Source organism: Maribacter huludaoensis (genome assembly GCF_029350945.1).
GTDB lineage: Bacteria > Bacteroidota > Bacteroidia > Flavobacteriales > Flavobacteriaceae > Maribacter > Maribacter huludaoensis.
Genome location: NZ_JARKMS010000002.1, coordinates 429,778 through 453,929 on the forward strand (window position 1 = coordinate 429,778; position 24,152 = coordinate 453,929).

General features: G+C 36.4%; 17 protein-coding genes and 2 tRNA genes. 9 read left to right on the forward strand and 10 right to left on the reverse strand.

Annotated features, from left to right (window positions below; translation table 11 throughout):
* Positions 1-79: 79 nt before the first annotated feature.
* A complete protein-coding gene (tsaB, locus tag PXC01_RS06900; RefSeq protein WP_276471581.1) occupies positions 80-760 on the forward strand; it encodes a tRNA (adenosine(37)-N6)-threonylcarbamoyltransferase complex dimerization subunit type 1 TsaB in 681 nt (226 codons plus the stop codon).
* A gap of 58 nt (positions 761-818) precedes the next feature.
* Here the strand turns inward: tsaB and PXC01_RS06905 are convergent, their stop codons facing one another.
* From PXC01_RS06905 to PXC01_RS06920, 4 genes are all read right to left on the reverse strand, one after another.
* The gene (locus PXC01_RS06905) at positions 819-1,646 is read right to left on the reverse strand and encodes a mechanosensitive ion channel family protein (protein WP_276472119.1); all 828 of its coding nucleotides are present in this window, start codon (positions 1,644-1,646) and stop codon (positions 819-821) included.
* Between the two features lie 78 nt (positions 1,647-1,724).
* Positions 1,725-3,776, reverse strand: coding sequence for a thioredoxin domain-containing protein (locus tag PXC01_RS06910; RefSeq protein ID WP_276471582.1), 2,052 nt, complete (start codon positions 3,774-3,776; stop codon positions 1,725-1,727).
* Between the two features lie 67 nt (positions 3,777-3,843).
* Positions 3,844-4,044 carry a dodecin family protein gene (locus PXC01_RS06915; RefSeq protein ID WP_036151958.1) on the reverse strand — a complete coding sequence of 67 codons (201 nt, stop codon included), beginning with the start codon at positions 4,042-4,044 and terminating at the stop codon, positions 3,844-3,846.
* A gap of 71 nt (positions 4,045-4,115) precedes the next feature.
* The gene (locus PXC01_RS06920; RefSeq protein WP_276471583.1) at positions 4,116-5,027 is read right to left on the reverse strand and encodes a NifU family protein; all 912 of its coding nucleotides are present in this window, start codon (positions 5,025-5,027) and stop codon (positions 4,116-4,118) included.
* A gap of 123 nt (positions 5,028-5,150) precedes the next feature.
* Here PXC01_RS06920 and PXC01_RS06925 point away from each other — a divergent pair, with 123 nt between their 5' ends.
* The gene (locus tag PXC01_RS06925) at positions 5,151-6,173 is read left to right on the forward strand and encodes a PorP/SprF family type IX secretion system membrane protein (protein WP_276471584.1); all 1,023 of its coding nucleotides are present in this window, start codon (positions 5,151-5,153) and stop codon (positions 6,171-6,173) included.
* A gap of 38 nt (positions 6,174-6,211) precedes the next feature.
* Here PXC01_RS06925 and PXC01_RS06930 read toward each other — a convergent pair whose 3' ends face one another.
* A complete protein-coding gene (locus PXC01_RS06930) occupies positions 6,212-7,387 on the reverse strand; it encodes a vWA domain-containing protein (RefSeq protein WP_276471585.1) in 1,176 nt (391 codons plus the stop codon).
* Between the two features lie 202 nt (positions 7,388-7,589).
* Here PXC01_RS06930 and PXC01_RS06935 point away from each other — a divergent pair, with 202 nt between their 5' ends.
* The 7 genes from PXC01_RS06935 (at position 7,590) to PXC01_RS06965 (ending at position 19,173) form a co-directional block, all read left to right on the forward strand.
* Positions 7,590-9,794 (forward strand): histidine kinase, encoded by a 2,205-nt coding sequence (locus tag PXC01_RS06935; RefSeq protein WP_276471586.1) that lies wholly within the window; start codon positions 7,590-7,592, stop codon positions 9,792-9,794.
* Positions 9,791-10,522 (forward strand): LytR/AlgR family response regulator transcription factor, encoded by a 732-nt coding sequence (locus PXC01_RS06940; protein ID WP_276471587.1) that lies wholly within the window; start codon positions 9,791-9,793, stop codon positions 10,520-10,522. The genes PXC01_RS06935 and PXC01_RS06940 overlap by 4 nt, the downstream gene beginning before the upstream one ends.
* Before the next feature lie 10 nt (positions 10,523-10,532).
* Positions 10,533-11,042: a gamma carbonic anhydrase family protein gene (locus PXC01_RS06945; protein ID WP_300026121.1), complete on the forward strand. Its 510-nt coding sequence runs from the start codon at positions 10,533-10,535 to the stop codon at positions 11,040-11,042.
* A 76-nt stretch (positions 11,043-11,118) separates the two neighbouring features.
* Positions 11,119-12,006, forward strand: a complete 888-nt coding sequence (gene fabD, locus PXC01_RS06950; RefSeq protein WP_276471588.1) for an ACP S-malonyltransferase — start codon at positions 11,119-11,121, stop codon at positions 12,004-12,006.
* Between the two features lie 155 nt (positions 12,007-12,161).
* Complete coding sequence (locus PXC01_RS06955) at positions 12,162-16,262, forward strand: Calx-beta domain-containing protein (RefSeq protein WP_276471589.1); 4,101 nt, start codon at positions 12,162-12,164, stop codon at positions 16,260-16,262.
* 8 nt (positions 16,263-16,270) lie between these two features.
* Positions 16,271-17,251 (forward strand): PorP/SprF family type IX secretion system membrane protein, encoded by a 981-nt coding sequence (locus PXC01_RS06960; RefSeq protein ID WP_276471590.1) that lies wholly within the window; start codon positions 16,271-16,273, stop codon positions 17,249-17,251.
* A gap of 11 nt (positions 17,252-17,262) precedes the next feature.
* Complete coding sequence (locus PXC01_RS06965) at positions 17,263-19,173, forward strand: OmpA family protein (protein ID WP_276471591.1); 1,911 nt, start codon at positions 17,263-17,265, stop codon at positions 19,171-19,173.
* A gap of 21 nt (positions 19,174-19,194) precedes the next feature.
* Here the strand turns inward: PXC01_RS06965 and PXC01_RS06970 are convergent, their stop codons facing one another.
* From PXC01_RS06970 to mutS, 5 genes are all read right to left on the reverse strand, one after another.
* The gene (locus PXC01_RS06970; protein ID WP_276471592.1) at positions 19,195-20,445 is read right to left on the reverse strand and encodes an NRAMP family divalent metal transporter; all 1,251 of its coding nucleotides are present in this window, start codon (positions 20,443-20,445) and stop codon (positions 19,195-19,197) included.
* A gap of 48 nt (positions 20,446-20,493) precedes the next feature.
* Positions 20,494-21,075: a SanA/YdcF family protein gene (locus tag PXC01_RS06975; protein WP_276471593.1), complete on the reverse strand. Its 582-nt coding sequence runs from the start codon at positions 21,073-21,075 to the stop codon at positions 20,494-20,496.
* A gap of 191 nt (positions 21,076-21,266) precedes the next feature.
* Positions 21,267-21,353 (reverse strand) — tRNA-Leu (locus tag PXC01_RS06980).
* 42 nt (positions 21,354-21,395) lie between these two features.
* Positions 21,396-21,467: transfer RNA gene (locus PXC01_RS06985), tRNA-Gly, on the reverse strand.
* Between the two features lie 97 nt (positions 21,468-21,564).
* The gene (gene mutS / locus PXC01_RS06990; RefSeq protein ID WP_276471594.1) at positions 21,565-24,147 is read right to left on the reverse strand and encodes a DNA mismatch repair protein MutS; all 2,583 of its coding nucleotides are present in this window, start codon (positions 24,145-24,147) and stop codon (positions 21,565-21,567) included.
* Between the last annotated feature and the right edge of the window lie 5 nt (positions 24,148-24,152).

Below are 24,152 nucleotides of genomic sequence, written 5' to 3' on the forward strand. Positions count from 1 at the left end.
CAAAACTATAATTGATGAGCCTGTAACATTTTAATGTATACAGGCTTTTTCATTTTATAGTATGTAATACCTTTGCAATATGGGAGTATTATTAAACCTAGAAACATCATCCACCAATTGTTCTGTGTGCGTTGCTAAAGATGGAGAAATTCTTGCAATAAGGGAATTGAACTCCGCTAACTATTCACATGCAGAAAAGCTACATATCTTCATAGAAGAAGTAATGCTGGAGGCTTCTTTAAGAATGGAAGATTTAGAGGCTGTAGCGGTCAGTAAAGGACCGGGCTCGTATACGGGTCTACGAATAGGCGTTTCTGCTGCAAAAGGTCTGTGCTACGCTCTGGGCATTCCTTTGGTAGCTGTTTCTACCTTAAAAAGTATGGCATCGCAAATTAAAATTAAAAACGATGCCGTTTTGATACCGGTTTTGGATGCTAGACGTATGGAAGTTTATTCCTGTGCGTTCGATGAAAACGGCAATGAATTAAGGGAAACAAGAGCGGAAATTATAGATGAAAACTCTTTTCAGGAATATATAAACGATAAACATATTCACTTTTTAGGAAGTGGTGCAGAAAAAATAAAAGAATTTTTTCCTTTAGAATCCATTACCTTCCATTGTGAAATAGTGCCTTCGGCCAAGCAAATGGCTACTATTTCATCGAATAAATTTTATGCTAAGGATTTTGAGGATGTTGCGTATTTTGAACCTTACTATTTAAAGGACTTTGTGCTTCAAACTAAAAAAGTAAAATCATAATATTTGAATATTAAAAAAGCCCTTGAGTAATCAAGGGCTTTTTTATTCAACAAATTGGTTAGTTCACTTTCATCTGTGTAACCACTCTTTGTGGGAAAGGAATTTCAATTCCTGCAGCATCAAAACGATATTTTATTTCTTCCATTACATAAAAATGTGCGGCCCAAAAATCAGCGTTGTTCGCCCAAAAACGTAAGGTAAGATTTACCGAACTATCACCTAATTCACCTACGTAAACTTCAGGGGCGGGAGTTTTATGTATTGTATCCCTTTCATTACAGATGGCCAAAAGAATTTCTTTAGCTTCTTTAATGTTAGAAGTGTAACCTATACCTACATCTATTTTATCCCTTCTGGTATCTTGTGCATTGTAATTGGTAATGGTATTGTTAGAGAGCTGACCATTGGGTATAATTGCAATTTGATTTCCAAATGTGCTTACTTTTGTAGTGAATATCGATATTTCTTTAACGGTACCATCCACACCTTGGGCAGATATAAAATCTCCAATTTTAAAAGGTTTAAAAAGTAATATTAATACTCCGCCGGCAAAATTGGCTAAAGAACCTTGAAGGGCTAGACCAATGGCCAAACCAGCAGAAGCTAAAATAGCGACCAATGAACTTGTTTGAACTCCCAATTGGGTAATAACGAGTATAAAAAGTATAATTTTTAAAGCTATACTGATAAAGCTTTGTAAAAAGGTTTCTAGCGCTAGGTCATAATCTTTATTGGCGAAGAACTTACGTATCATTTTATTTAAAAAACGTATTACATAGGTTCCGGCAATCAATAGAAATATTGCCCATAATATACTAGGCAACACGTCCCAAAGCCATGCTATTGCATTATCTGCATGTTCTTGCAGATTCATTATTTTATCCATCATTTTTGTTTAATTTTTTAATCAGCCAAGCAGACCAATAATGAATGACCCGGACATGTCATGTCTATTCTACGATTGTTATATATTAGAAGTAACAAGGTTTAAAGCTTTACTAGGTTCTTCAACGGGCATTTGACAGCTACCGTGATTACAAACATAGATAAGTGTCTTGTTCATAACATATCTGTTCATCAATAAAGGTAAATTGCTAATTTTAGCATTAGATGCAGCAAATATAGCGTTTGGCAAGTAGTTCTTTAACAGTGTTCTGCAAATGAGTTCAAAGTTTTCACCGATAACGACCAGTTCATAGAAATCCTCGCTCATTAGCTGTGATAAGTGAAGCCAATTGGCATGATTTTGTGGATTCTCAATAATTGATGATTTCATGCTTTGCATCATATTATGCAAGCGAACATCAAAATTATCTTCTGGAAAATATTTTGAAAGCTTATGTAGGTTGTGTGCCATCATAGAGTTGGATGACGGAATTACATTATCTGCTACTTCCAAGGTCTTTCTAATAAGGTTGTCATTGTTAATGCTAGTGAAATAGAAAAGACCCGTATCCGGATCTGAAAAGTTATCAATAACATATTTTGTTAGGTCCAAGCTTAAATTAAGCCACTTTTCATCAAAAGAAACTTCATATAAACCAATGAAACCGTCTATAACAGAAGCATAGTCTTCAAGAAAACCATGAATGGAACTTTTACCATTTTTAAAATTGCGGTATAGACCACCTTCTTGGGTAAGCATATTGTGCAAAATGAAATTGGCGTTGTCAACGGCTAGCGATAGATATTTCTCGTCTTCTAAATACCTATAGGCATCGGTTAGTCCTTTTAATGCCAGTCCGTTCCAAGAGGTGAGAATTTTATCATCTAGTCTTGGCCTATTTCTTTTTTCTCTTTCGTTTTTCAATAAAGACAAACATTTAACGATAATTTCTTGTAACTCTATTTTGGTAATAGAGTGCTTCATGGCAATTTCTAGAGCATCGCCATCCCTGATCAGTACATAGTTATCTTCTTCCCAGTATCCGTACGAGTTTATATTGTAATAATCGGAAAAAATTGGATAATCATCTTTTAGTAGTTGTTGAAGTTGTTTTTCTTGCCAAACATAAAAGGCACCCTCTACCAGTTTGTTGTCATCGGTTATGCTGTCTGCGTCTAAAGAAGAGTAAAATCCGTTACTTTTATCCAAAAGTTCTTCTTCTAAAAAGGCAATGCTTTTTTCAACTACGCTTTTATATAGTTCGTTTTTTGTAGCGGCATAAGCATTGGCGTAAAGGCTAATCAATAGTCCGTTATCATAAAGCATCTTTTCAAAATGGGGTACATGCCACTTCGTATCTACGGAATATCTGGAGAATCCGCCACCAACATGATCAAAAATACCTCCCCAAGCCATTCTGGTCAAGGTTGTATCAACGTATTCACTTACCGCATCATTGTTTTTGGCGTGAGAATAATATTTTAAAAAATGGAGATTGGTAGGCATCATAAATTTTGGTGCCCGTTTGTAACCGCCTAAAAATGTATCGAAGTATTTTGACCAATTTTCAACAATGTCATCAATTTCAGAGGATTTTACCAAACCATCATCCTTGCCTGTACTAATCGCATTAATTTCCTTTAATCCTGTCGCCATGTTTTCGGCATATCCAATAATTTTACTAGGGTCGTCGATATAAAGTTGTTGTAATTGGTTCAATACCTGTATCCACTCTTGTTTTTTTACAAATGTTGCGCCCCAAAAAGGTCTTCCGTCCGGCAATGCAAGAATATTCAATGGCCAGCCACCACTACCGGTCATCATTTGTAAGGCATCCATGTAAATATGGTCAATATCTGGTCTTTCTTCCCTATCTACTTTTATATTGATGAAATGGGCGTTCATGGTTGCGGCCACTTCTTCATCTTCAAAACACTCATGTTCCATAACATGGCACCAATGGCAAGCGGCGTAACCTATACTAACGAGGATTAGCTTGTTTTTTTCTTTGGCTTTTTGTAGTGCTTCATTGTTCCAAGCTTCCCAATTTACAGGGTTATGCGCATGCTGTAGTAAATAAGGACTACTTTCTTTGCTAAGATTGTTTGTGTATTTTTTTGAGGTAGACATGGGATTAATTTTATTTTGAAAACAAAAAAAAGCGCCTTTTGGCGCTTTTGGTCTTGTTGAGCAACTGCTATTTCACTTCAAAAGTGATTTTTACGTTTACTCTATAATTTTTGATTTTACCATCTTCAACTGTTGCACTTTGCTCGTTGATGTAAACTGATTTAATATTTTTTACTGATTTAGATGCTTCTGCTACTGCTTTTTTAGCTGCGTCTTCCCATCCGTTATCAGAATTTGCCAATATTTCAATTACTTTTAAAACTGCCATAATTATTAATTTTTAGATTTTCTACAAGTTACAAAAACTAATGGCAATGTTTAATTCAATTGATTCAATAATTAGCCGTTTAACGCAACCACTTCATTTACCTTATCGCCCATCATATTCTTTAACATGGTTTCAATACCATTTTTAAGGGTGAAGGTAGAAGAAGGACATCCACTACAGGCGCCTTGTAAAATAACGTTTACGGTTTTACTTTCTTCATCGTAAGATTTGAACATAATATTGCCACCGTCACTAGCTACTGCCGGTTTTACGTATTCTTCTAAAATGTCAACTATTTCTTGAGAAGTTTCGTCTAGTTCAACATTGTTTTCTGCAGTTATAGTTTCAGATACTTGGGCTTCTTGGCCAATTGCTTTTGCATTGTCCGCTACAATCTCTTTGCCTTCCGCAATAAAATTTCTAATTACTTCACGTAATTCAACCGTAATATCGTTCCATTCCGCAACTTCATATTTAGATACGGAAACGTAGTTCTCATCTATAAAAACTTGCTTTACAAACGGGAATTGAAATAGCTCCATAGCCAATTTAGAATCTCTGGCCTCATCAATATTTTTAAACTCAAATGCCGATCCTACTATTTTTTTGCTGGCAACAAATTTCATGGTAGAAGGGTTAGGTGTAACCTCGGCATAAACAGTAACAGGTACTGGTTTATCCATATCCTCTTCTATTACTATTGGTTCGCCGGCGTTTAAATATTCTACTAATTGTTGTGCAACTTCATCTTTTACATCTTCCCATTGAACAATGTCATATCGCTCCAGGCCAATAAAATCTCCAGAGATATATACTGTTTTGATAAAAGGTAAATGAAACAATTGCTGCGCTAAAGGTGAGTTTTTAGCATCGTCAATATTCTTGAATTCGTAGTTTTTTCGTTGTACTAAAATATGATTAGTTTCGAACTTTAATATATTTGGGTTATTGGTCTTTACAACCGTAATCGAATACTCTTTCATTTCGTCAAAAATTTTAAGCAAAAGTACAAAGGAAATCTTAGTTTAGCAGCACATAATAATGTTCAGGTTAAGTCGTTATTAACTTTGTAATAGCGAAACTAATTCTAGTTTTAACATCCCAAGATGAAATACAACTTTTTATTGATATTGATTTTCCTTTTTGTTGGTTCTAAATCTACCGCACAAGAAGGTATTCCTGTTTATTTTGATTATTTATCAGATAATTACTATCTGGTTTTTCCATCTATGGCAGGTATTAGCGAAGGAGGAAAAGTTAGGGCTACGGCTAGAAAACAATGGTTTGATGTTGACGATGCACCGAGTTTACAGACCATTAATGCTCATTTTAGGTTAGGAGATTCGCCAAGTGGTATTGGGGCAATTGTATTTAATGATGCCAATGGGTACCATTCTCAAACAGGTTTAAAATTAACATATGCGCACCATTTAAGAATGGGAAGTAATGACGTTAGAGTTTTAAATCAACTTTCTTTTGGTTTAAGTGCCACAATTTTACAAAGTAGTTTGGACGAGACCGAGTTTAGGTCTACTACTCCAGACCCGGCAGTGTCAGGAATTAAGCTTAGTTCATCCTATACAAATGTGGATATTGGTATTTCTTATAATTATCAAGAATTTTACACCCACTTTGCGGTTACCAATGCACTTACAGGAAGTAAAAGGAATGTATATTACAGGGACAGGCAAGATAATCCAGATCAATTGGTGATCGATAATATTAGAAGATTTTTAATCTCTACCGGTTATGTTTTTGGTAGAAGCGAATGGCAATTTGAACCTTCAGTACTGTTTCAATTGACAGAATTTACCAAGGAGAAGACTATTGATATGAATGCCAAAGTATACAAAGATGTAGATTTTGGTCGTATTTGGGGAGGTATCTCCTACAGAAGAAGTTTCGATGGTGCCCAGTTTCAGGACAACGGCACTTTTGGTGAACAGCGATTGCAATTGGTTACCCCTATAGTTGGTGCAAACATTAATAATTTTATGGTCTCTTACAACTATTCGTATCAAATGGGAGATATCCGTTTTGACAATGGAGGTTTTCACCAAATAACCTTAGGTTATGATTTTGGTCAAACAGGGCGTAAATATGATTGTTACTGTCCTGCAGCCAACTAGTAAAAGTCTGCCCTTTGGTAGAGCAGACCTTTAATTGATTATTCCCAGCTGTAATTTTTGGACTTGGCTTGTTTTTTTATTGCCTTGATCATAGCGTTCTCAAGCTCGCCTGATTTTTCATCTTTTTGATGTTCTGCTATATAGGCTAATCTTTTCTTATTGTACGCTTGTATTTCTTTTTGAATCTCTTCTCTTTCGGTCTTTTTAGATTCAATATATATTTTGATCTCATTTTCGCTTTTGCCCTGTAACCCTTCGGGTAGTTCGTTATTGTCTACTGAGCTAATTTCAAATTCGGCATCATCATAGGCATCAACTAAATCCCATTTTTTATTATTGTAGAGTCTAGAACTTTTGCTGACCGCTCTTTTAACTGCAACGGCTTCTTCCATTTCCATAGCATTGCTGTCTTGTACTTCTTGAGCAATAATTTTTGATTTGCCCATAGAACCAAAGGAAATATAGGTGGTATTTAATTTAGAGTTCAGTTTAATGATAATGTCGTCATACGGTGTATTAATATGAACAACTTTCTTGTTATGGTCAATGGCCATATATTCCCCACCTGTTATAGAGGCACCATTTTTCCAATCGGTATTCACTCCTAAATCATAGTTTCCGCAGAAAATGGTATTTACTACTACATTTTTTTCTTTGGCATTTGCCAATGCAGTTCTGTAATTATACCTACCCTGGTTAAAAGGCTCGTTACCGGCAATAAAAATCATACGTAATAAATCAGGATTTTTGTTCCAAGGTAATTGGTGTAAAGAGGTCTGTAATACCTTGCCACAGTATTCCTCACCTCCGTTGGTAGTCAATGAAAACAACTTTTCCGATATTTCGTCCAGATCACTACTAAATCCAAGTACTTGCTGAATATACCCTTCATTGGCGGAAAGATTGTCGTTTCCATATTGATATAGGGCTATTTGTAAATTTGGTCTAGAGTCGTTACCACATTTGGCATAGCTAAATTCGTTCACAATATCCCAAAGCTGAGATTTTGCCTGGTTAATTAAGCCGTCCATACTATTACTGGTATCCAATAATAAAGCTATTTGAACAATATTGTCTTCTTTTGTTTCTATAGGTTCAGTTGCATGTGCAATTAGTTCAATTGGTTTTTTCTTTTCGGTAATATTACAGGCATAAACGGTAGATAGTGTTAATAATGCTATGCCAATTGATCCAAGTTGTTTAATTGTTTTCATCCTTATCGTTTTAAATTCAGAGCTAAACTAACGGCAAAGTATTTCTTGTAATAACCATAATGAGGGAATGGACCATTTCACTTAGTAAAGTGGTTTGCAGCGTTTGTAAACCTATATTTTGATAGGGTAAAAACTACTAATATGGGTATTTGATATTTTTTAGTGCCACAATAATCAGCTAAGTTTACCGTAGTTATAGCAGATGAAAAATTATAGTGTTTACATATTATTATGTTTTCTTTTGGGATGGAATATGCTTCATGCCCAGTTACAAAATGACGCCCTACGATTTAAACTTGAAGGTAGGGTAGAAGTTAGAAATACAGGGAAACCAATTTCTGGTGTTTCTATATCCAATACTTTAGGAGACTATGTAATAACTAACGGTTTAGGAGAATTTGAGATTAATACTAGAATTGGAGATCAACTCATTATTCAACATGATGATATTGAAACTTTAAGGTATGATGTGCAGAAAAATGATGATGTTTTAATTTTAGTTGAAGATTTTGATTCATCATCTGTAAGAAGCAGTTCTAAGTCTGTGCCAGACATAGCCGTAAAACATCAACAATTGTTAGATTCTGCAGAAGAATATAAGGCTAAAGATATAGAACGGAGTATAGATTTGGTTGCGCAATCTATTTCTATTTTAGGTAAAAGAGGTAGAAAGAAAGAATTGGCAAGATCACTTTCCAAACTTGGCGAAATCTATCAGTACCACAAACAATTGGATCTGGCCATTGATAATTACGAAGACGCGTTGGAAAATAATAAAACCATTGCCACATCTTTATTGTTAGGTAGAGCTCTTAACCAAACTTCAAGATATGATGAAAGTATAGATTTGCTTTATCCATTATTGGATTTCAAATCTATGCCACCAAAACAAAGTGCCGTACTTTATGAACTATTGGGCGATGCCAAAAAAGGAGCGGGGAAGACAAATGAAGCTTTAGATTTTTATAATAGAGGTTTGTTGATAGCAGATAAGAATCAGATTACCTCTAAAATGATCGATTTAAATTCTAAGATAGCAGATACATATTCTTTAGGTGACAGGAATATGGAAGCAGAAGCTTATTACGATAACTCTTTGGAGCTTGCAACGCAATCCGCCCCAAAAAGGGCTTTGCAGGAGAAAGAAAAAGTAGCGGATTTTTATAATACCAAAAGTAGGTTCAATGAAGAAATTAATATGCGTAAAAGCAGTCTACAAGAGTTAAAAAAGCTTAGTTCTCCAAATGCTGGTGTAAAGAAATTAGAACTTGGGGACACTATAACTTCTCAGCGTATAAATTACAAAATTGCAAACGCCTATATTTCTCAAGACAAGTATAATGAGGCAATACCATTTTTGGAGAAGAGTATTGTTGAAGCAGATTCAGATGATGATTTGGTAGTGCAGAAAGATGCTACCAGAAAATTATCGGAGGTGTACAAAGTTAAAGGCGATTTTACCAAAGCTTTAGATACCTACCAAACCTATGTGGCATTGGTAGATTCTTTGTACGTCCGTAAGGAACAGGAGATTTCTAGGGCAAATCGTTTTAATAGGGAAATATCCAATGCACAAAATAGACTTACCGGACTAGAGCAGGAGCGAGAATTGTCTCAAAGTAAATATGACCTTGCATTAACTGAGCAAGAGTTGGTTAAAGAAAGTAATAAGCGACAACAGTTGGTAATTTATTCATTAATATTTGGATTGCTATTGACCTTGTTGGCCGCTTTTTTCTTTTATCGTAGCAATCAACAACAAAAACTGGCAAATAACTTATTGGCACTAAAGTCGTTGAGGTCGCAGATGAATCCGCACTTTATATTCAATGCATTGAATTCAGTAAATAATTTTATTTCAAAAAGTGATGAACGCAGTGCAAATAGATATCTAAGTGATTTCTCTAAGTTAATGCGTTCCGTTCTTGAGAATTCCGAAGAAGATTTTATTCCCTTGGAAAAAGAATTACATCAGCTGGAACTGTATATAAAACTGGAGCACTCTCGTTTTGAAGATAAGTTCGATTATCAAATACATGTTGATGAGAACGTACAGGTCTCCAAATTTCAAATTCCGCCCATGCTATTGCAACCCTATATAGAAAATGCTATTTGGCACGGATTGCGATATAGGGAAGAAAAAGGAGCATTACTGGTGACCATAAAAGAGAATACGGCAGATTCCATAATTATTACAATAACCGATAATGGTATAGGTAGAAAGAAATCTGCAGAGATCAAGACCAAAAACCAGCGTAAGCAGAAGTCTAAGGGAATGGGCATTATTAAAAAACGTGTGGCTATTTTGAACGATATGTACACAGATAAAGTAGATATCAAAATTTCAGATTTGCAGTCAGACGGTACAGGAACTAAGGTCCTGTTCATTTTAAAAAGAGAAAAATGAGCTTAAATGCAATTTTAGTAGAAGATGAGGCAAACAGCCGTGAGATATTAAGAAATTATATTGCCAAATATTGCCCTGGCGTAAATTTAATAGGCGAGGCTTCGTCCATTAAGGAAGCGCTGGTCTTAATTGCGGAAAATGACTTGGATCTGGTTTTTTTAGATGTGGAAATGCCTTTTGGTAATGCATTTGATTTACTAGATCAGTTACCAGATAGAACTTTTGAAACTGTTTTTGTCACGGCTTATGATCACTATGCTAAAGATGCATTGAATAACCATGCCGCTTATTATTTAACGAAACCTATAAATATAGATGAGTTGATAAATGCCGTGGAGTATGTGGAAGGTGTACGAGAGAAAGAAGCAAGTTTAGAAGGAGAGGTTTTAAGTACTAAATCTAACGGAGTAGAAGGGAAGTTGACATTGCCCCAGCAAGACGGATTTCAAGTATTGAATATTGCCGAAATATTATATTGCAAAGCAGATGACAATTACACGGAAATTTATCTTTTAAATAAGAAAATACTGGTAAGCAAAACTTTAAAGTATTTTGAAGATGCCTTAAACGATTATCCTTTTGCACGGGTACATAAATCTTTTCTTGTAAATGTGAACGAGGTAGTAAAGTATAGAAAAGGAAAAGGTGGTAGTGTGGTAATGTCCAACGGAAAAGAAGTAATGGTATCCGCTTCTAAAAAGAAAGATTTTCTATCTTATTTTAATTAAACGAATTATAATGATAAAAGCGGTTAGAGGAAAAGAACCTATTATAGGTGAAGATTGTTTTATTGCAGAAAATGCAACCATAGTAGGTGAGGTGAGTATGGGTAAGCAATGTAGCGTGTGGTTCAATGCTGTATTACGTGGCGATGTTCACTATATTAAAATGGGTGATAAGGTTAACGTGCAAGATGGCGCAGTAATACATTGTACCTATTTAAAATCTCCTACTACGATTGGTAATAATGTATCGATCGGGCATAATGCCATTGTGCATGGATGCACTGTTCATGATAATGTGTTAGTAGGTATGGGTAGTATTATAATGGATGATTGTGTTGTAGAGAGTAATAGTATAATTGCGGCCGGAGCTGTGCTTACAAAAGGAACGCATGTACCGTCTGGAAGTATTTTTGCCGGTACGCCTGCTAAGAAAATAAAAGACATTAGTCCAGAATTAAGTTCTGGGGAAATTAATAGAATTGCCGAGGCATATACTATGTATTCCGGTTGGTTTAAGGAGTAAAGGTTGACCCAAAAAACCAATTACTTGTTGCAATCTATCTAAATTATGTACTTTTGAGCCACCAAAACTAAAAGTTATGAACGCGTATGTTTTTCCTGGGCAAGGTGCTCAATTTGTTGGAATGGGTTTAGATTTATATGAAAAATATCCTATTGCAAAGGAGTTATTTTTAAAGGCAAATGAAATATTGGGCTTTGACATTACAGAAGTAATGTTCAGGGGCACTGCCGAAGGATTAAAAGAAACTAAGGTTACACAGCCAGCAATATTTTTACATTCCGTTATTTTAAGTAAAGTAATGGGAGATGCATTTAAACCAGACATGGTTGCGGGTCATTCTCTTGGTGAGTTTTCTGCCTTGGTGGCAAATAATACATTAAGTTTTGAAGACGGTTTAAGATTGGTATCCCAACGTGCTTTGGCAATGCAGAAAGCTTGCGAACTTAAACCATCTACTATGGCTGCGGTTTTAGGTTTGGAAGATGCTGTTGTTGAAAATGTTTGTGCGGATATTTCGGGAATTGTTGTTGCTGCAAATTATAATTGTCCCGGTCAATTGGTGATTTCAGGTGAAATTTCGGCAGTTGAAGAAGCTTGTGAAAAACTAAAAGAAGCAGGTGCTAGACGTGCCTTGATGCTTCCTGTTGGTGGAGCATTCCACTCACCATTGATGGAGCCTGCTAGAGAAGAATTAGCTGCTGCAATAGCTAATACTACGTTCTCGACACCTAGCTGTCCAATATATCAAAATGTACCGACAACCGCGGTTAACAATGCTGAGGAAATTAAAAAGAATTTAATGCTGCAATTGACAGCACCTGTAAAATGGACGCAGAGTGTTCAGCAAATGGTAAAGGATGGTGCTACGGTTTTCACTGAAATAGGTCCAGGTAAGGTATTACAAGGTTTGGTAAGAAAAATTGAACCAAGTGTTACCACACAAGCCCCAGAGCTGGCAGAGTAACCAATGTTTCTTTAATATTACCATTTAACCTATAAATCCTTTTTTCAACTGTTTCTGAGCGGTTTACCTTGATTTTTTTGTAATATTGAGACCCTCTTTTCGGTTGCGGATTTAGAACTTTTCCAATCACACTGCAGGGTATGATAAAGAATGCTATGAAAATAAGTGTATATAATAGTTTTTTGACTCTTAGTTTTAAAAGGAGTTTTAAGAAATTCCTTTTCGTTTTCGGATTCCTTTTTTTAGGTGCTTTTTCACAGAGTTCCTTTGCACAAACGGTAAATGTTACTAAGATTAGAGATGCTGAAGAAGGAGGGTTGACCGGTAGATTTAGAATTACCGTTATTGGTACTGGTCCAAATACCATAACTGTAAAATACAATGTATTGGTTTCTAGTACCGCTACAGAAGGTGATGATTATATTGCTTTGCCTGGTGAAATCGATGTTGATTACTCTGTTTTTGGTTCTGGTAGTGAGACTATAAACTTAATTTCTGTCAATGATAATTTTGTAGAAGGTAATGAGACCGTTATTATTGAGCTGATAGAGAATGATGATGAAGTTTATACTATTGGAGCAAATAGTGAAGTTACTATAAATATTGAAGATGATGATACTGGTGAAGTAACTTTAAGTGTGCCAAATGTTTCTAGAAGTGAAACTTTAGAGGGTGTTACTACTAATACTGAGTATGCCCTTTTTAGAATAACCCTTAGTGAGACTAATAATACAGGTGGTCCTGTGACGGTTGATTATGAATTTAGTGGTGGTACAGCTACAGAAGATGATGATTATTCTGTGGTTAGTACTGCGGTTATTGCTGATGGTGCATCATTCACAAATCTGTTGATTAATCCCGTAGATGATGATTTAGTAGAAGGTGGTGAAACAGTTACTATGACAATAACTGGTGTTGATAGCGATTCTTACTCAATTGGTACTCCAGATACGGATACGGTTACAATTCTAGATAATGATATTTTTGAAGCCTCTATAGAATCTACAACCGCTACCGCTAGGGAAAGCCCTTTAACCGTAGGTGTTTTTTTGGTTGATGTAGATAAAATAAATGCGACCGGAGCACCAATTGAAATTGAATATGAAGTAAATGGTACAGCAGATGAGGGTGATGATTTTACAGCTCTATCAGGTACGGTCATAATTGAAGAAGGAGAAAGTACAGGTGTTATTACACTTACGCCAATTAATGATACGGATATTGAAACAAACGAAACAGTTGTTTTAACATTAGTAGATGGTCCTGATTATACGGTTGGCGGTCCTGATAGTGCTACGGTGGTAATCGTAAGTGACGATGCTAATGTTGCCCAGATTACCGCATCTGATGGTACTGCAGCAGAAAGTAGTGGAACGGTTTCAACCGGAGAATTTACCGTAAGTTTAAGTGCTCCCAATAATACTACTGGTCCAATAATAGTTAACTATAACATTTCTGGTACAGCTGAAAATGATATTGATTATGACGAAATAAGTGATAATGCCGTAAGTATTCCAGTTGGTGAACAAGAGGTTGGAATTGAAATTTCTCCTATAAACGACGCCATTCAAGAGGGGACCGAAACTGTTATCTTGACTTTAATTAATGGTACGGGGTATGATTTAGGAACTGCGGCTACGAGAACGGCGACTGTTGAAATTGACGATAATGATCAGGCTACATTGACAATTTCAGATGAATCGTTAAATGAAGATGCTACTGTTGGTGAAATGATTTTTGATGTGGTTTTGGATTTGGAAGTTGTAGGTGGTACAACCGTAACTTATTCCTTTGCTGATGATACGGCTACAGAAGGTGAAGATTACACAGGGGTCAGCGGTTTGCTTACTTTTGATGGAGATGCAGGTGAAGTACAACAGATTACAGTGCCGGTTATCAATGATGCTATTTTAGAAAATACGGAAACATTTACGGTTCAATTAGGGATACCGACTAATAATGTACAAAGGGGAAGCAATGGTTCTGCTATAGGTACTATACAAGATGATGATAATTGTGTTGCGGCGCCTACTTTAGATACTTCGGTTTCCAATATCTATTGCGTAGAAGCGGCAGGGGATGATTTTTCTGCGAACTTATTCGATTTTACAAGTAGTACGGCTCCTGCCGGTACGGTTTTAACTTGGAGTAGGGTTTCTAATCCGCTAAATACCAATTCACACTTAACGGTTGCTGAGGCCCAAGATGTTGATTTACCTGCATCATATTATGGTTTTTTCTATGATGAAGCCAATAATTGTGCTAGTGGAACTATAGAGGTGCAAATTGTTCGTAATGTGTTGCCACAGTTAACCGAAATTAACGATAACGAACGTTGTGGTCCTGGTACATTGCTGTTAAGTGTAGAGCCAACTGATGGTGCCTCTGTAAATTGGTATGATTCTTTAGATGCGGTTACGCCTATAGCAATGGGTGAAACGTTTACGACTCCTTCATTGAACGCTACGGCTACTTATTACGTTGAAGCTACAGAGAACGAATGTACTACAGAAAGGCAGCCTGTAGTTGCAAGAATAGGTTCACAGGCAACTACCGGAACAGCAACAAACGGTTCTATTTGTAATGTAGCTGCGAATGGACTTACAACTATTGATTTAGATTCAAGACTTTCTGGTGCTGATCCCGGAGTTTGGATTTTTGTTTCTGGTCCTGAAACAAATGTTGATATCAGTTCTACCAATGTTGTAGATTTTGAAGGTGCTACTTCTGGTGCTTATATATTTAGCTATACAACAACTAATTCTACGGCACCTTGTGAAAACCTTACCGTAGAGGTCACTATAAACGTAAGCGATTGTGAAACCGATGATGATGATGACGGTCTTTTAGGTGGTCAGGAAGTAGTTCTTGGTACTGATTCTACTAATGAAGATACAGATGGTGACGGTATTAATGATGGTGATGAAGTTGGTGATAATATCGATAATCCTTTAGATGAAGATGGTGATGGAATAATAGATGCGCTAGATTCGAATACGGAAGATGCCGATAATGATGGTGTTAATGACCAGCAAGATCCTGCAAATAACAATCCTTGTATTCCCAGCCGTTTTAACGGTAGCTGTGATACGGATGGTGACGGGGTTTCAGATTTGGACGAACAGACCAATGGCTCTGATCCAGATGATCCTTGTGATCCAGTGGCAACGCCCAACTGCGATGATCCTATAGATTTAGAGGTGTTGAAATCTGTTGATAATGTTGATGCTCTAATTGGCGATACCATTATATTTAAAATATTGCTTACCAACTTATCGGATAGAACAGCACGGGCTATTGTTGTTGGCGATCTTTTAGAATTAGGTTTTGATTTTGTTTCGGCAGATGCTCCTGAGGCTACAGAGTATGATGAGGTATCTGGTAACTGGACTATTTCAGAGCTAGCGGCAGGAATATCTTTAGAATTATCCATTACCGTAGTAGTTGCAGAGCAAGGTCCTTATACCAATACAGCTGTGTTGTTAGAATCTATTCCTTCGGACAATAACCCAGAGAATGATGAAGCTACGGTTGAATTAAGTACTGAAGCGCCAGAAGGCGTTGATCTTAAAATTGAAAAAGAAGCTCGTCCAGATACGGTATTGGTTGGTGATGAAGTAGAATTTATTATTAGGGTTACCAATGTTTCAGAATCTGATGTGGTAACGGACATCGTTGTCAGCGATTTAATTGCTATTGAAAACGGATTTGAATTTGTTTCTGCTGAGTCAGACTTTAACGGTACATATGATGAGATAACCGGTAATTGGAATATTCCGACTTTAAATAGGGAAGAGACTGCAACATTGATTATAAGAGCAAGGGTTCCTGCCACCGGATCGTTTACAAATACCGCAAACATTATTAGGTCTACGCCTAGAGATGGTAATACTGAAAACAATGAAGCTACGGTAACGGTCGAGGTAATAGAGAAAAGCCCTGCCGATCCAGGATTTCTTTACAATCAATTCTCCCCTAACGGGAATAACCAGAATGAGGTTCTTCGTATCAATAGAACTATGACCGATCCAGTCACCGGTGTGCAGGTAGAGGTTAATTTGCAATACAAAATAAAAATTTACGATCGCTACGGAAACCTTGTTTTTGAAACAGAAAAAGTAAACGATAGCGATGTTTGGGACGGTACTTATGAAGGTAAGGAATCACCAAAGGGAACTTATTTTTATATCATGAACTATAGTGTTAATAATCAACCTGCCGTAATGGAAAAAGGTTGGATACAGCTTATTAGATAAAATAAATTATGGATTATAACTTTTATAAACCGAGTTATACTATTGCTTTAGTGCTATTTTCTCTGTTAAGCTTTAAGGCAATTGCGCAGAAAGAACCACAGTATACACAGTACATGTATAATATAGGTAGTTTTAACCCGGCTTATGTAGGTACGGTTGAGAATCCTGAATTTTCAGGTCTGTACAGGGCTCAATGGATAGATATACCTGGTGCACCCAGAACATTTCGTTTTGGTGCTAATTTGCCGTTTAAAAATGAAAAAGTAGGTTTGGGAATAAATATCGTAAATGATGAATTGGGGCCTGCAACGCAGACCTATGCGGATATTTCATATTCATACCAAATTATGGTTACGGATGAGACAAAATTATCGTTTGGTATCGATGCAGGAGGCTCGTTCTTAAATGTTGATTTTTCTAAGGGAACTTTTGAAAACCCAGGCGAAAATCTTAATGATGAAATGCTTACCAAGTTCTATCCAACGGTTGGCGCCGGTGCGTTCTTATACTCAGAAGATTGGTATCTAGGTGCTTCGGTACCTAACTTCTTGACAGAAGGCATATATAATGATGAGATTGCGTCTATAGTGGAAGATAAAATTCAGTTTAACTTTATTGGTGGTTATGTTTTTGAACTTTCGGACAATTTAAAGTTCAAACCTGCCTTCTTGATAAATACCATATCCGGCTCACCGGTGAACGTTAACCTATCAAGTAATTTCTTGATATCCGACGTGGTAACCGCTGGGGTTTCTTATCGATTGGATAATGCTTTTAGCGGTTTGGCTGGTTTTCAAATATCCAATACCTTGTTTGCAGGATATTCATATGATTACAATACAAACTTGCTTGGAGATTTCAATAATGGCTCTCACGAAATTATACTTAAGTTCTATTTAGGTAGAAAGGGACCTTCAAAAAGCAAGAGTAGTAGTGATAAGAATGCCAAGGGTAAGCCTAAACAAGTAGATTCGCCTAGATTCTTTTAAAGAGAACGTAAATGAAATTTAAATTAATCATAGTATTACTGCTTTTTGTACCATTTTTTGGTACGGCACAAAACAAAAAGTCTAAAGCTGACGATCTTTTTTATGGCTATCAATATGAAAAAGCTATTGAAGCGTACAAAAGTGAAATGCAGAAAGATTCATTGACCAACCATCAATTGTTAAATCTTGCAGATTCTTATTTCAGTACCGGTAGGTTTGATAATGCCTCTGAACTTTATTTAAAGGTAAATAGGAACGATACTATTATGTCTGTAAACAGATTTAATAAAATGTTGCAGAGTCTTTCTAAAAATTCGGAAAAAGATAGGGTTAAGATGTTTTTGAAGTCAAAAGCGGATAAATTGTCTCCTGAACTTTTGGAGAATGCCGAATTTAATTACAGCTTATTGGATATTCCATCGAATATGGATAATAGTCTTGTGCGTGATTTAGGTATTAACAGTGCTCAAGGAGATTTCTCGCCTGCTTTTTATAAGAACGGAATATTGTTCAGTAGTAGTAGAGGTAGAAACAGTAAAAATGTATATGAGCCTACCGGTGAATCTTATTTAGATATCTATTTTGCAAGATTAAGCGCAAACAATACCTTGGTAGAAGTTGAGAATTTCAAAGAAATTCCGGCAACTGAATTTCATAAGTCTACACCTTACTATTCTGAAAAGTTGGAAACGTTTTTTTATATTCTATCCAACGAAGAAGACGGCGAGCTTAGATATGACGAGAACGGTAAAAATGCTCTGGCGATCGGTACACTTGCAAAGAATAATAGATTTAGATTTATATTAAAGGATTTAAGTACTTCCTTTTACTACCCTTACTTTGACGATGCTACCGAGCGTTTGTATTTTGCCGCTAATTTTGATGATAGCTATGGCGGTACAGATCTATATTATGTGTATACTAACAACGGGCAAATTATGTCTGCGCCAATTAATTTAGGTCCTAGAATTAACTCACCTGGTAACGAAATTGCACCGTACGTTTTTGACGGTAGTTTATACTTTTCTTCTGATATATTCTATGGACTTGGTGGAATGGACATATACAAGGCCAATATGTTGCCCAATGATTCTTATACCATACCCGTTAATTTAGGTGCGGGAATAAATTCTAAAGCTGATGATTTTGGATTTATTATTAGAAATGTTGAGAATACAGGCTTGTCAGGTTTCTTTGCTTCTAATAGAGAAGGCGGTAAAGGTGGTGATGACCTTTATGGTTTCGAATTTAAAAATACACCTGGTTTAAAAACATTTGCTCTAGGTGGTAAAGTGGTCAACCTAAGAAATAAGGTTGGTTTAAAAGGTGCTCAGGTAAGATTGTTGAATCAACAAGGCGATATTTTAAAAGAAGTTATAGCTGGTGAAAACGGTAGCTTTAGATTGGAGATACCATGGACATCTCAAGTTACCATACAGGCTATGAACGATGGGTATTCTATATTCTCCACGACATACTCTGAGGAGGGCATGGAAGAAATACAGAATACATCTTTTAATATGGGTCTTGCAAGAATGGAAGATTTGGTGACACAAAAAGAAGATAAAACGGTTATAAAACTTAACAAATTCTATTTCGATAAAGGTAAGTCGGTAATAAACGCTCAGGTGGAAAGTGAATTGAAGAAGGTAATAGATGCCGTTGAACGTTTTCCTCAAATGAGACTAAGAATACAGTCTTATACGGATACTAGGGGAAGTAGTTCATCCAACAAAAGATTATCACAGGCTAGGGCCGATGAAATTAAAAACTATCTTCTGAGTAATGGATTGAACTCGAACAATATTATCGAGGCAACTGGTTATGGTGAAGAAAACATTGTAAACAATTGTGTTAATGGTGCCTATTGCCTGGATTTTCTTCACAAACAGAATGAACGTACGTTATTTGTCGTAGAATGATGATGTTCATTTTTATGTTGTTTAGATTACAATAATGTAGAAATAATAAAGTGCAAAGCACGAGAGAAATAAAATACCGGCGTAGGTAAGTATTTTTAATCTTCTACCGGGTCGTAATTTTGGGTCTATATCGTTACTGGTCACATTTTTAAGATTCATGTATCCTATGATGGGGGCTACGACAAAAGAAACAAAGGTTGCCAGGGCTACCAAATTACCCATATTGGCGCTAAATGCTGCTATAACTACAAAATTGATAATGGTCAAGACCAATACTGCAATAGCGAAAGCTGTTTTGGTAATGTACCATTTATTTTTTGGTCTTAATAGAGAGATAATATCCAAACTAACTCTAGCTAAAGCGTCATGTGCGGTCATACAAGTACTGAACATAGTGGCGAAAGCCGAAATGGCGATAAAGAGATAGGCCCATGATCCAATATGTTGGGTAAATAATTTAACTACTTGATCGGCAAAACTTACCGCATTGTTACTTAGTTGCATATTTGTGCCATAGAGGGTAAACCATCCTATAGTCATGAAGAAAATAGCCAATATAGCCGTAATGGTATATCCTATATTAAATTCCTGTAAAGACTCTTTTAGGCTAGGCTTACTTTGAGTTTTCCATTTTTCTATACTCCATAAACTAATCCAACTAGAGGCTTCTACACTGGTTGGCATCCATCCAATGAGTCCTATTAAAAATAATATTCCCATTTCGTTGAATATGGGTAAAGGTTCAAAGCTTGGGGCATGTGCAACCGGTCCTTTCACCAGTACTAAAATGGTGGTCACCAATAGAGCAACGAACAGTATGCTGACAACGAATTTTAAACTGATTTCCAAAAACTTATATTTTCCAAAAATGAGTAACGCGCTTATAATTAAAAATAAGATCAATGCTATCATGGCTATTGAACTATGGCCAATACCAAATAGATTCATAAAAAGCCCTGCGGTAACCGTATACAAGGCCGCTAGGATGGTAAAGGTAGTTACTAAAGTAATTATGGCATAAAACCATAGATAGTCCTTGCCGCGGTTTAAATAGCCTTCTATTAAAGTCTTGTTAGTAACATTTGTATAGCGAACACCGAATTCAAAGAAAGGGTATTTTAAAATGTTTGCCAGAATAATAGGTATGACCATTACCCAGCCATATTGTGCTCCTGCCTTGGTAGATAAAACTAGATGAGATGTGCCAATGGCCATACTAGCAAACAAAAGTCCGGGACCTAAATTTTTTAGAATTGTTTTAAAATCGAGCATTATAAACGGTTTGGTTGGTGCTCTTAAATTTACTCTATTTAATATTATTTATTTAATTTCTATAGTAGTGCCGTAAAATTTGGGTTGTGTATTCAATATCATATCTATGAATACTTTGACCCGGGCAAGGTATTCCCTTATTTGCACTTTTAGTCCTTGGCTGGTAGAAACATCTTTGGCATTGAAGCCTATAGCGTTCAAGCCCTTTTGTTTGGCTATATAAATAGCTCTTTCATTATGAAACTTTTGTGAGATTACCGTAACGTTGTCCAGGCCGAAAATAAATTTTGCCCTGAACATGGAATCTAATGTACGAAAACCTGCATAGTCCAAGAAAATCACTTTTTCTGGGATGCCCGCTTTTACCAAATCTTTTTTAAATGTATCCGGTTCATTATAGTAGATGCTACCATTATCTCCACTAACAAGAATAAATTTGATTTTACCTGCATTATAGAGTGCTTTGGTAGCGTTAATGCGATACGTGTAGTATGGGTTTGGGGATCCGTCAGTTAATCTGTTAGAGGTGCCTAAAACTAGTCCGACGCGATTAGTTGGAATTAAAGATATATCTGAGTACGTTCTTTCTTCTGCAGTGCTTGAGATAATAATATTGCAGATCAAAATCATTATTATTAATGCTAATAGTAATAAGCCGGATATTTTTAATATTTTTTTTAGCATGTAATCTATATCGTAACTAAAGTTAATGAATAACTACATGATTTAAATTATTAAAAATTCTTTTTGGGATCCGGTTGCCCTAAAGGTTGCCCTATAAAATAAAAAAACCCCTGAAATCAAATGATTTCAGGGGTTTGTGGTACTCGAGGCGGGACTTGAACCCGCACGCCCCAAAGAGCACAGGATTTTAAGTCCGGCGTGTCTACCAATTCCACCACTCGAGCAAACTTAGCATTAAAAAAATGTTGACGGGCAACATTTCTTTGAGCGAAAAACGGGATTCGAACCCGCGACCTCCACCTTGGCAAGGTGATGCTCTACCCCTGAGCTACTTTCGCAAATTTAAAAGAACGTGCATCTCTTAAAAGATGCGGGTGCAAATTTAATACAATTCTGTAAAAACCAAAGTAAAAATGTGCAAAAGAATTAAAATAATTACGAAGTTGCTTTTTTGTCCTTGGTTAACAGCCTTTTAATCTCATTTAATTTCATTAAAGCTTCTACCGGTGTAAGCGTATCTATGTCTAAATGCGTAATTTCTTCCTTGATTTCTTCCAATAACGGGTCATCTAAATTAAAAAAGCTGAGTTGCATTTCATCAGCGTCACTTTTAAGTTTATCGCCAACATCTTCGCTAACATGTTTGTTTTCCAACTTTTTCAAAATCTTGTTTGCTTTCTGAATTACTTGTTGGGGCATGCCCGCCATTTTGGCCACATGAATACCAAAACTGTGCTCACTACCACCTGGAACCAATTTTCTTAGAAATAAGACAGTGTCTTTTAGCTCTTTAATGGCAACATTATAATTCTTAATGCGATTAAAGGTATTGGTCATTTCATTGAGCTCATGATAATGTGTGGCAAACATTGTTTTTGCCCTTGCCGGGTGCTCATGCAGGTATTCTGAAATTGCCCATGCAATAGAAATACCGTCATAGGTACTGGTACCTCTCCCTATTTCATCCAGTAGCACAAGGCTACGTTCAGAAAGATTGTTTAGAATAGATGCCGTTTCGTTCATTTCTACCATAAAAGTAGATTCGCCCATTGAAATATTATCACTGGCGCCAACTCTTGTAAATATTTTATCTACTACACCAATTTTAGCCGTTTCCGCAGGTACAAAACTACCCATTTGTGCCAGTAATACTATTAAGGCGGTTTGCCTTAACAGTGCAGATTTACCACTCATATTAGGACCGGTAATCATTATAAATTGCTGATTGGAGCGGTCTAATTGTAAATCATTGGTAATATATTGCTCGCCTAAAGGAAGTTGCTTTTCTATCACCGGATGTCTACCATCTGTTATCTCCAAATCCGTAGAGTCGTTCAAGGACGGACAGTTGTAGGCATTTTCTTTGGCTAGTTGGGCAAAACCACAAAGGCAATCTAATTGTGCAATTAAATAGGCATTATTCTGTACCGGGGAAATATATTCTTGCATCCAAACTACCAATTGGGAGAATAGTTGTTGTTCCAAGGTGGTGATGCGATCTTCTGCTCCTAATATTTTTGCCTCATATTCTTTAAGCTCATCTGTAATGTAACGTTCGGCATTTACCAAGGTCTGTTTGCGTGTCCAACTTTCAGGCACTTTGTCCTTGTGTGTATTTCTAACTTCTATATAGTACCCAAAAACATTATTGGAAGCTATTTTTAGGGAAGTTATACCTGTTGCGGCAGTCTCCCTTTCTAGCATGTTGTTCAAGTAATTTTTGCCAGATGTTGCCAACCCTCTAAGTTCATCAAGTTCTTCTGAAAAGCCTTCCGCAATTGTGCTGCCTTTCAAAATATTAACAGGCGCTTCTTCGCTAAGCATTTCCTTTATCTTCGCCCTAAGCAAATCGCAGGATTGAATTTGGTCTCCCGTTAAAGCGAGCGACTCGTTTTTAGAAGCGGTTGCCAATTGCTTTATAGGTATTAGAGCTTCTAAAGAATTTTTTAATTGTACTACTTCCTTAGGATTGACTTTGCCAGTTGCCACCTTGGAAATTAATCGTTCCAAATCGCCCATTTGTTTAATATGATGTTGAAACTTTTCCAATATTATTTCATCATCATATAGAAAAGAAACAATCTGCTGCCTCCTTTTTATCTTTTCCAGATTTTTAAGAGGTAGGGCAAGCCACCTTTTGATCATACGCCCACCCATTGGTGAGATAGTTTTGTCTATGATATCTAAAAGTGTTACTGCATTGATATTGGTAGAATGGTACAGTTCCAGATTTTTAATAGTAAATCGGTCCATCCATATATAATCATCCTCTGCTATACGTTGTAGTTTTGATATATGCTGTAATTGGCGATGTTGTGTTTCTCCTAAGTAATGCAAAACCACACCAGAAGCTATGATGCCGCAAGCTAAGTGGTCCACTCCAAAACCTTTTAAGGTCTTGGTGTTAAAGTGTGAGGTAAGGTTTTCTAAAGCATAATCTTCTTGAAAGACCCAATCCTCTAGATAAAATAGATGATGATTTTTTCCAAATACCTCTAAGAATTCTTTTTTATTCGCTTTGGATAGTAATACTTCGTTGGGTGAGAAATTCTGTAATAGTTTGTCTATTTGTTCTTCGCTACCTTCAGATGTCAAAAACTCACCGGTAGAAATATCTACGAACGAAATTCCTATTTTCTTTCTTCCGAAATGAACGGCACAAAGAAAATTATTGGTTTTAGAGTTAAGTATGTCATCGTTCATTGCAACGCCAGGAGTAACCAACTCGGTAACGCCACGTTTAACGATTGTTTTGGTCTGCTTGGGGTCTTCCAATTGGTCACAGATAGCAACTCGCTGACCTGCTTTCACCAATTTAGGTAAGTAGGTGTTTAAAGAGTGGTGCGGAAAACCTGCTAACTCTGTCCTTTCGCCACCGTTATTTCTATTGGTTAATATAATTCCTAAAATACGTGAAGCTTTTACTGCATCTTCACCAAAAGTTTCATAAAAATCGCCTACACGAAACAATAATAGGGCATCAGGATACTTGGTCTTGATGGTATTATATTGTTTCATTAAAG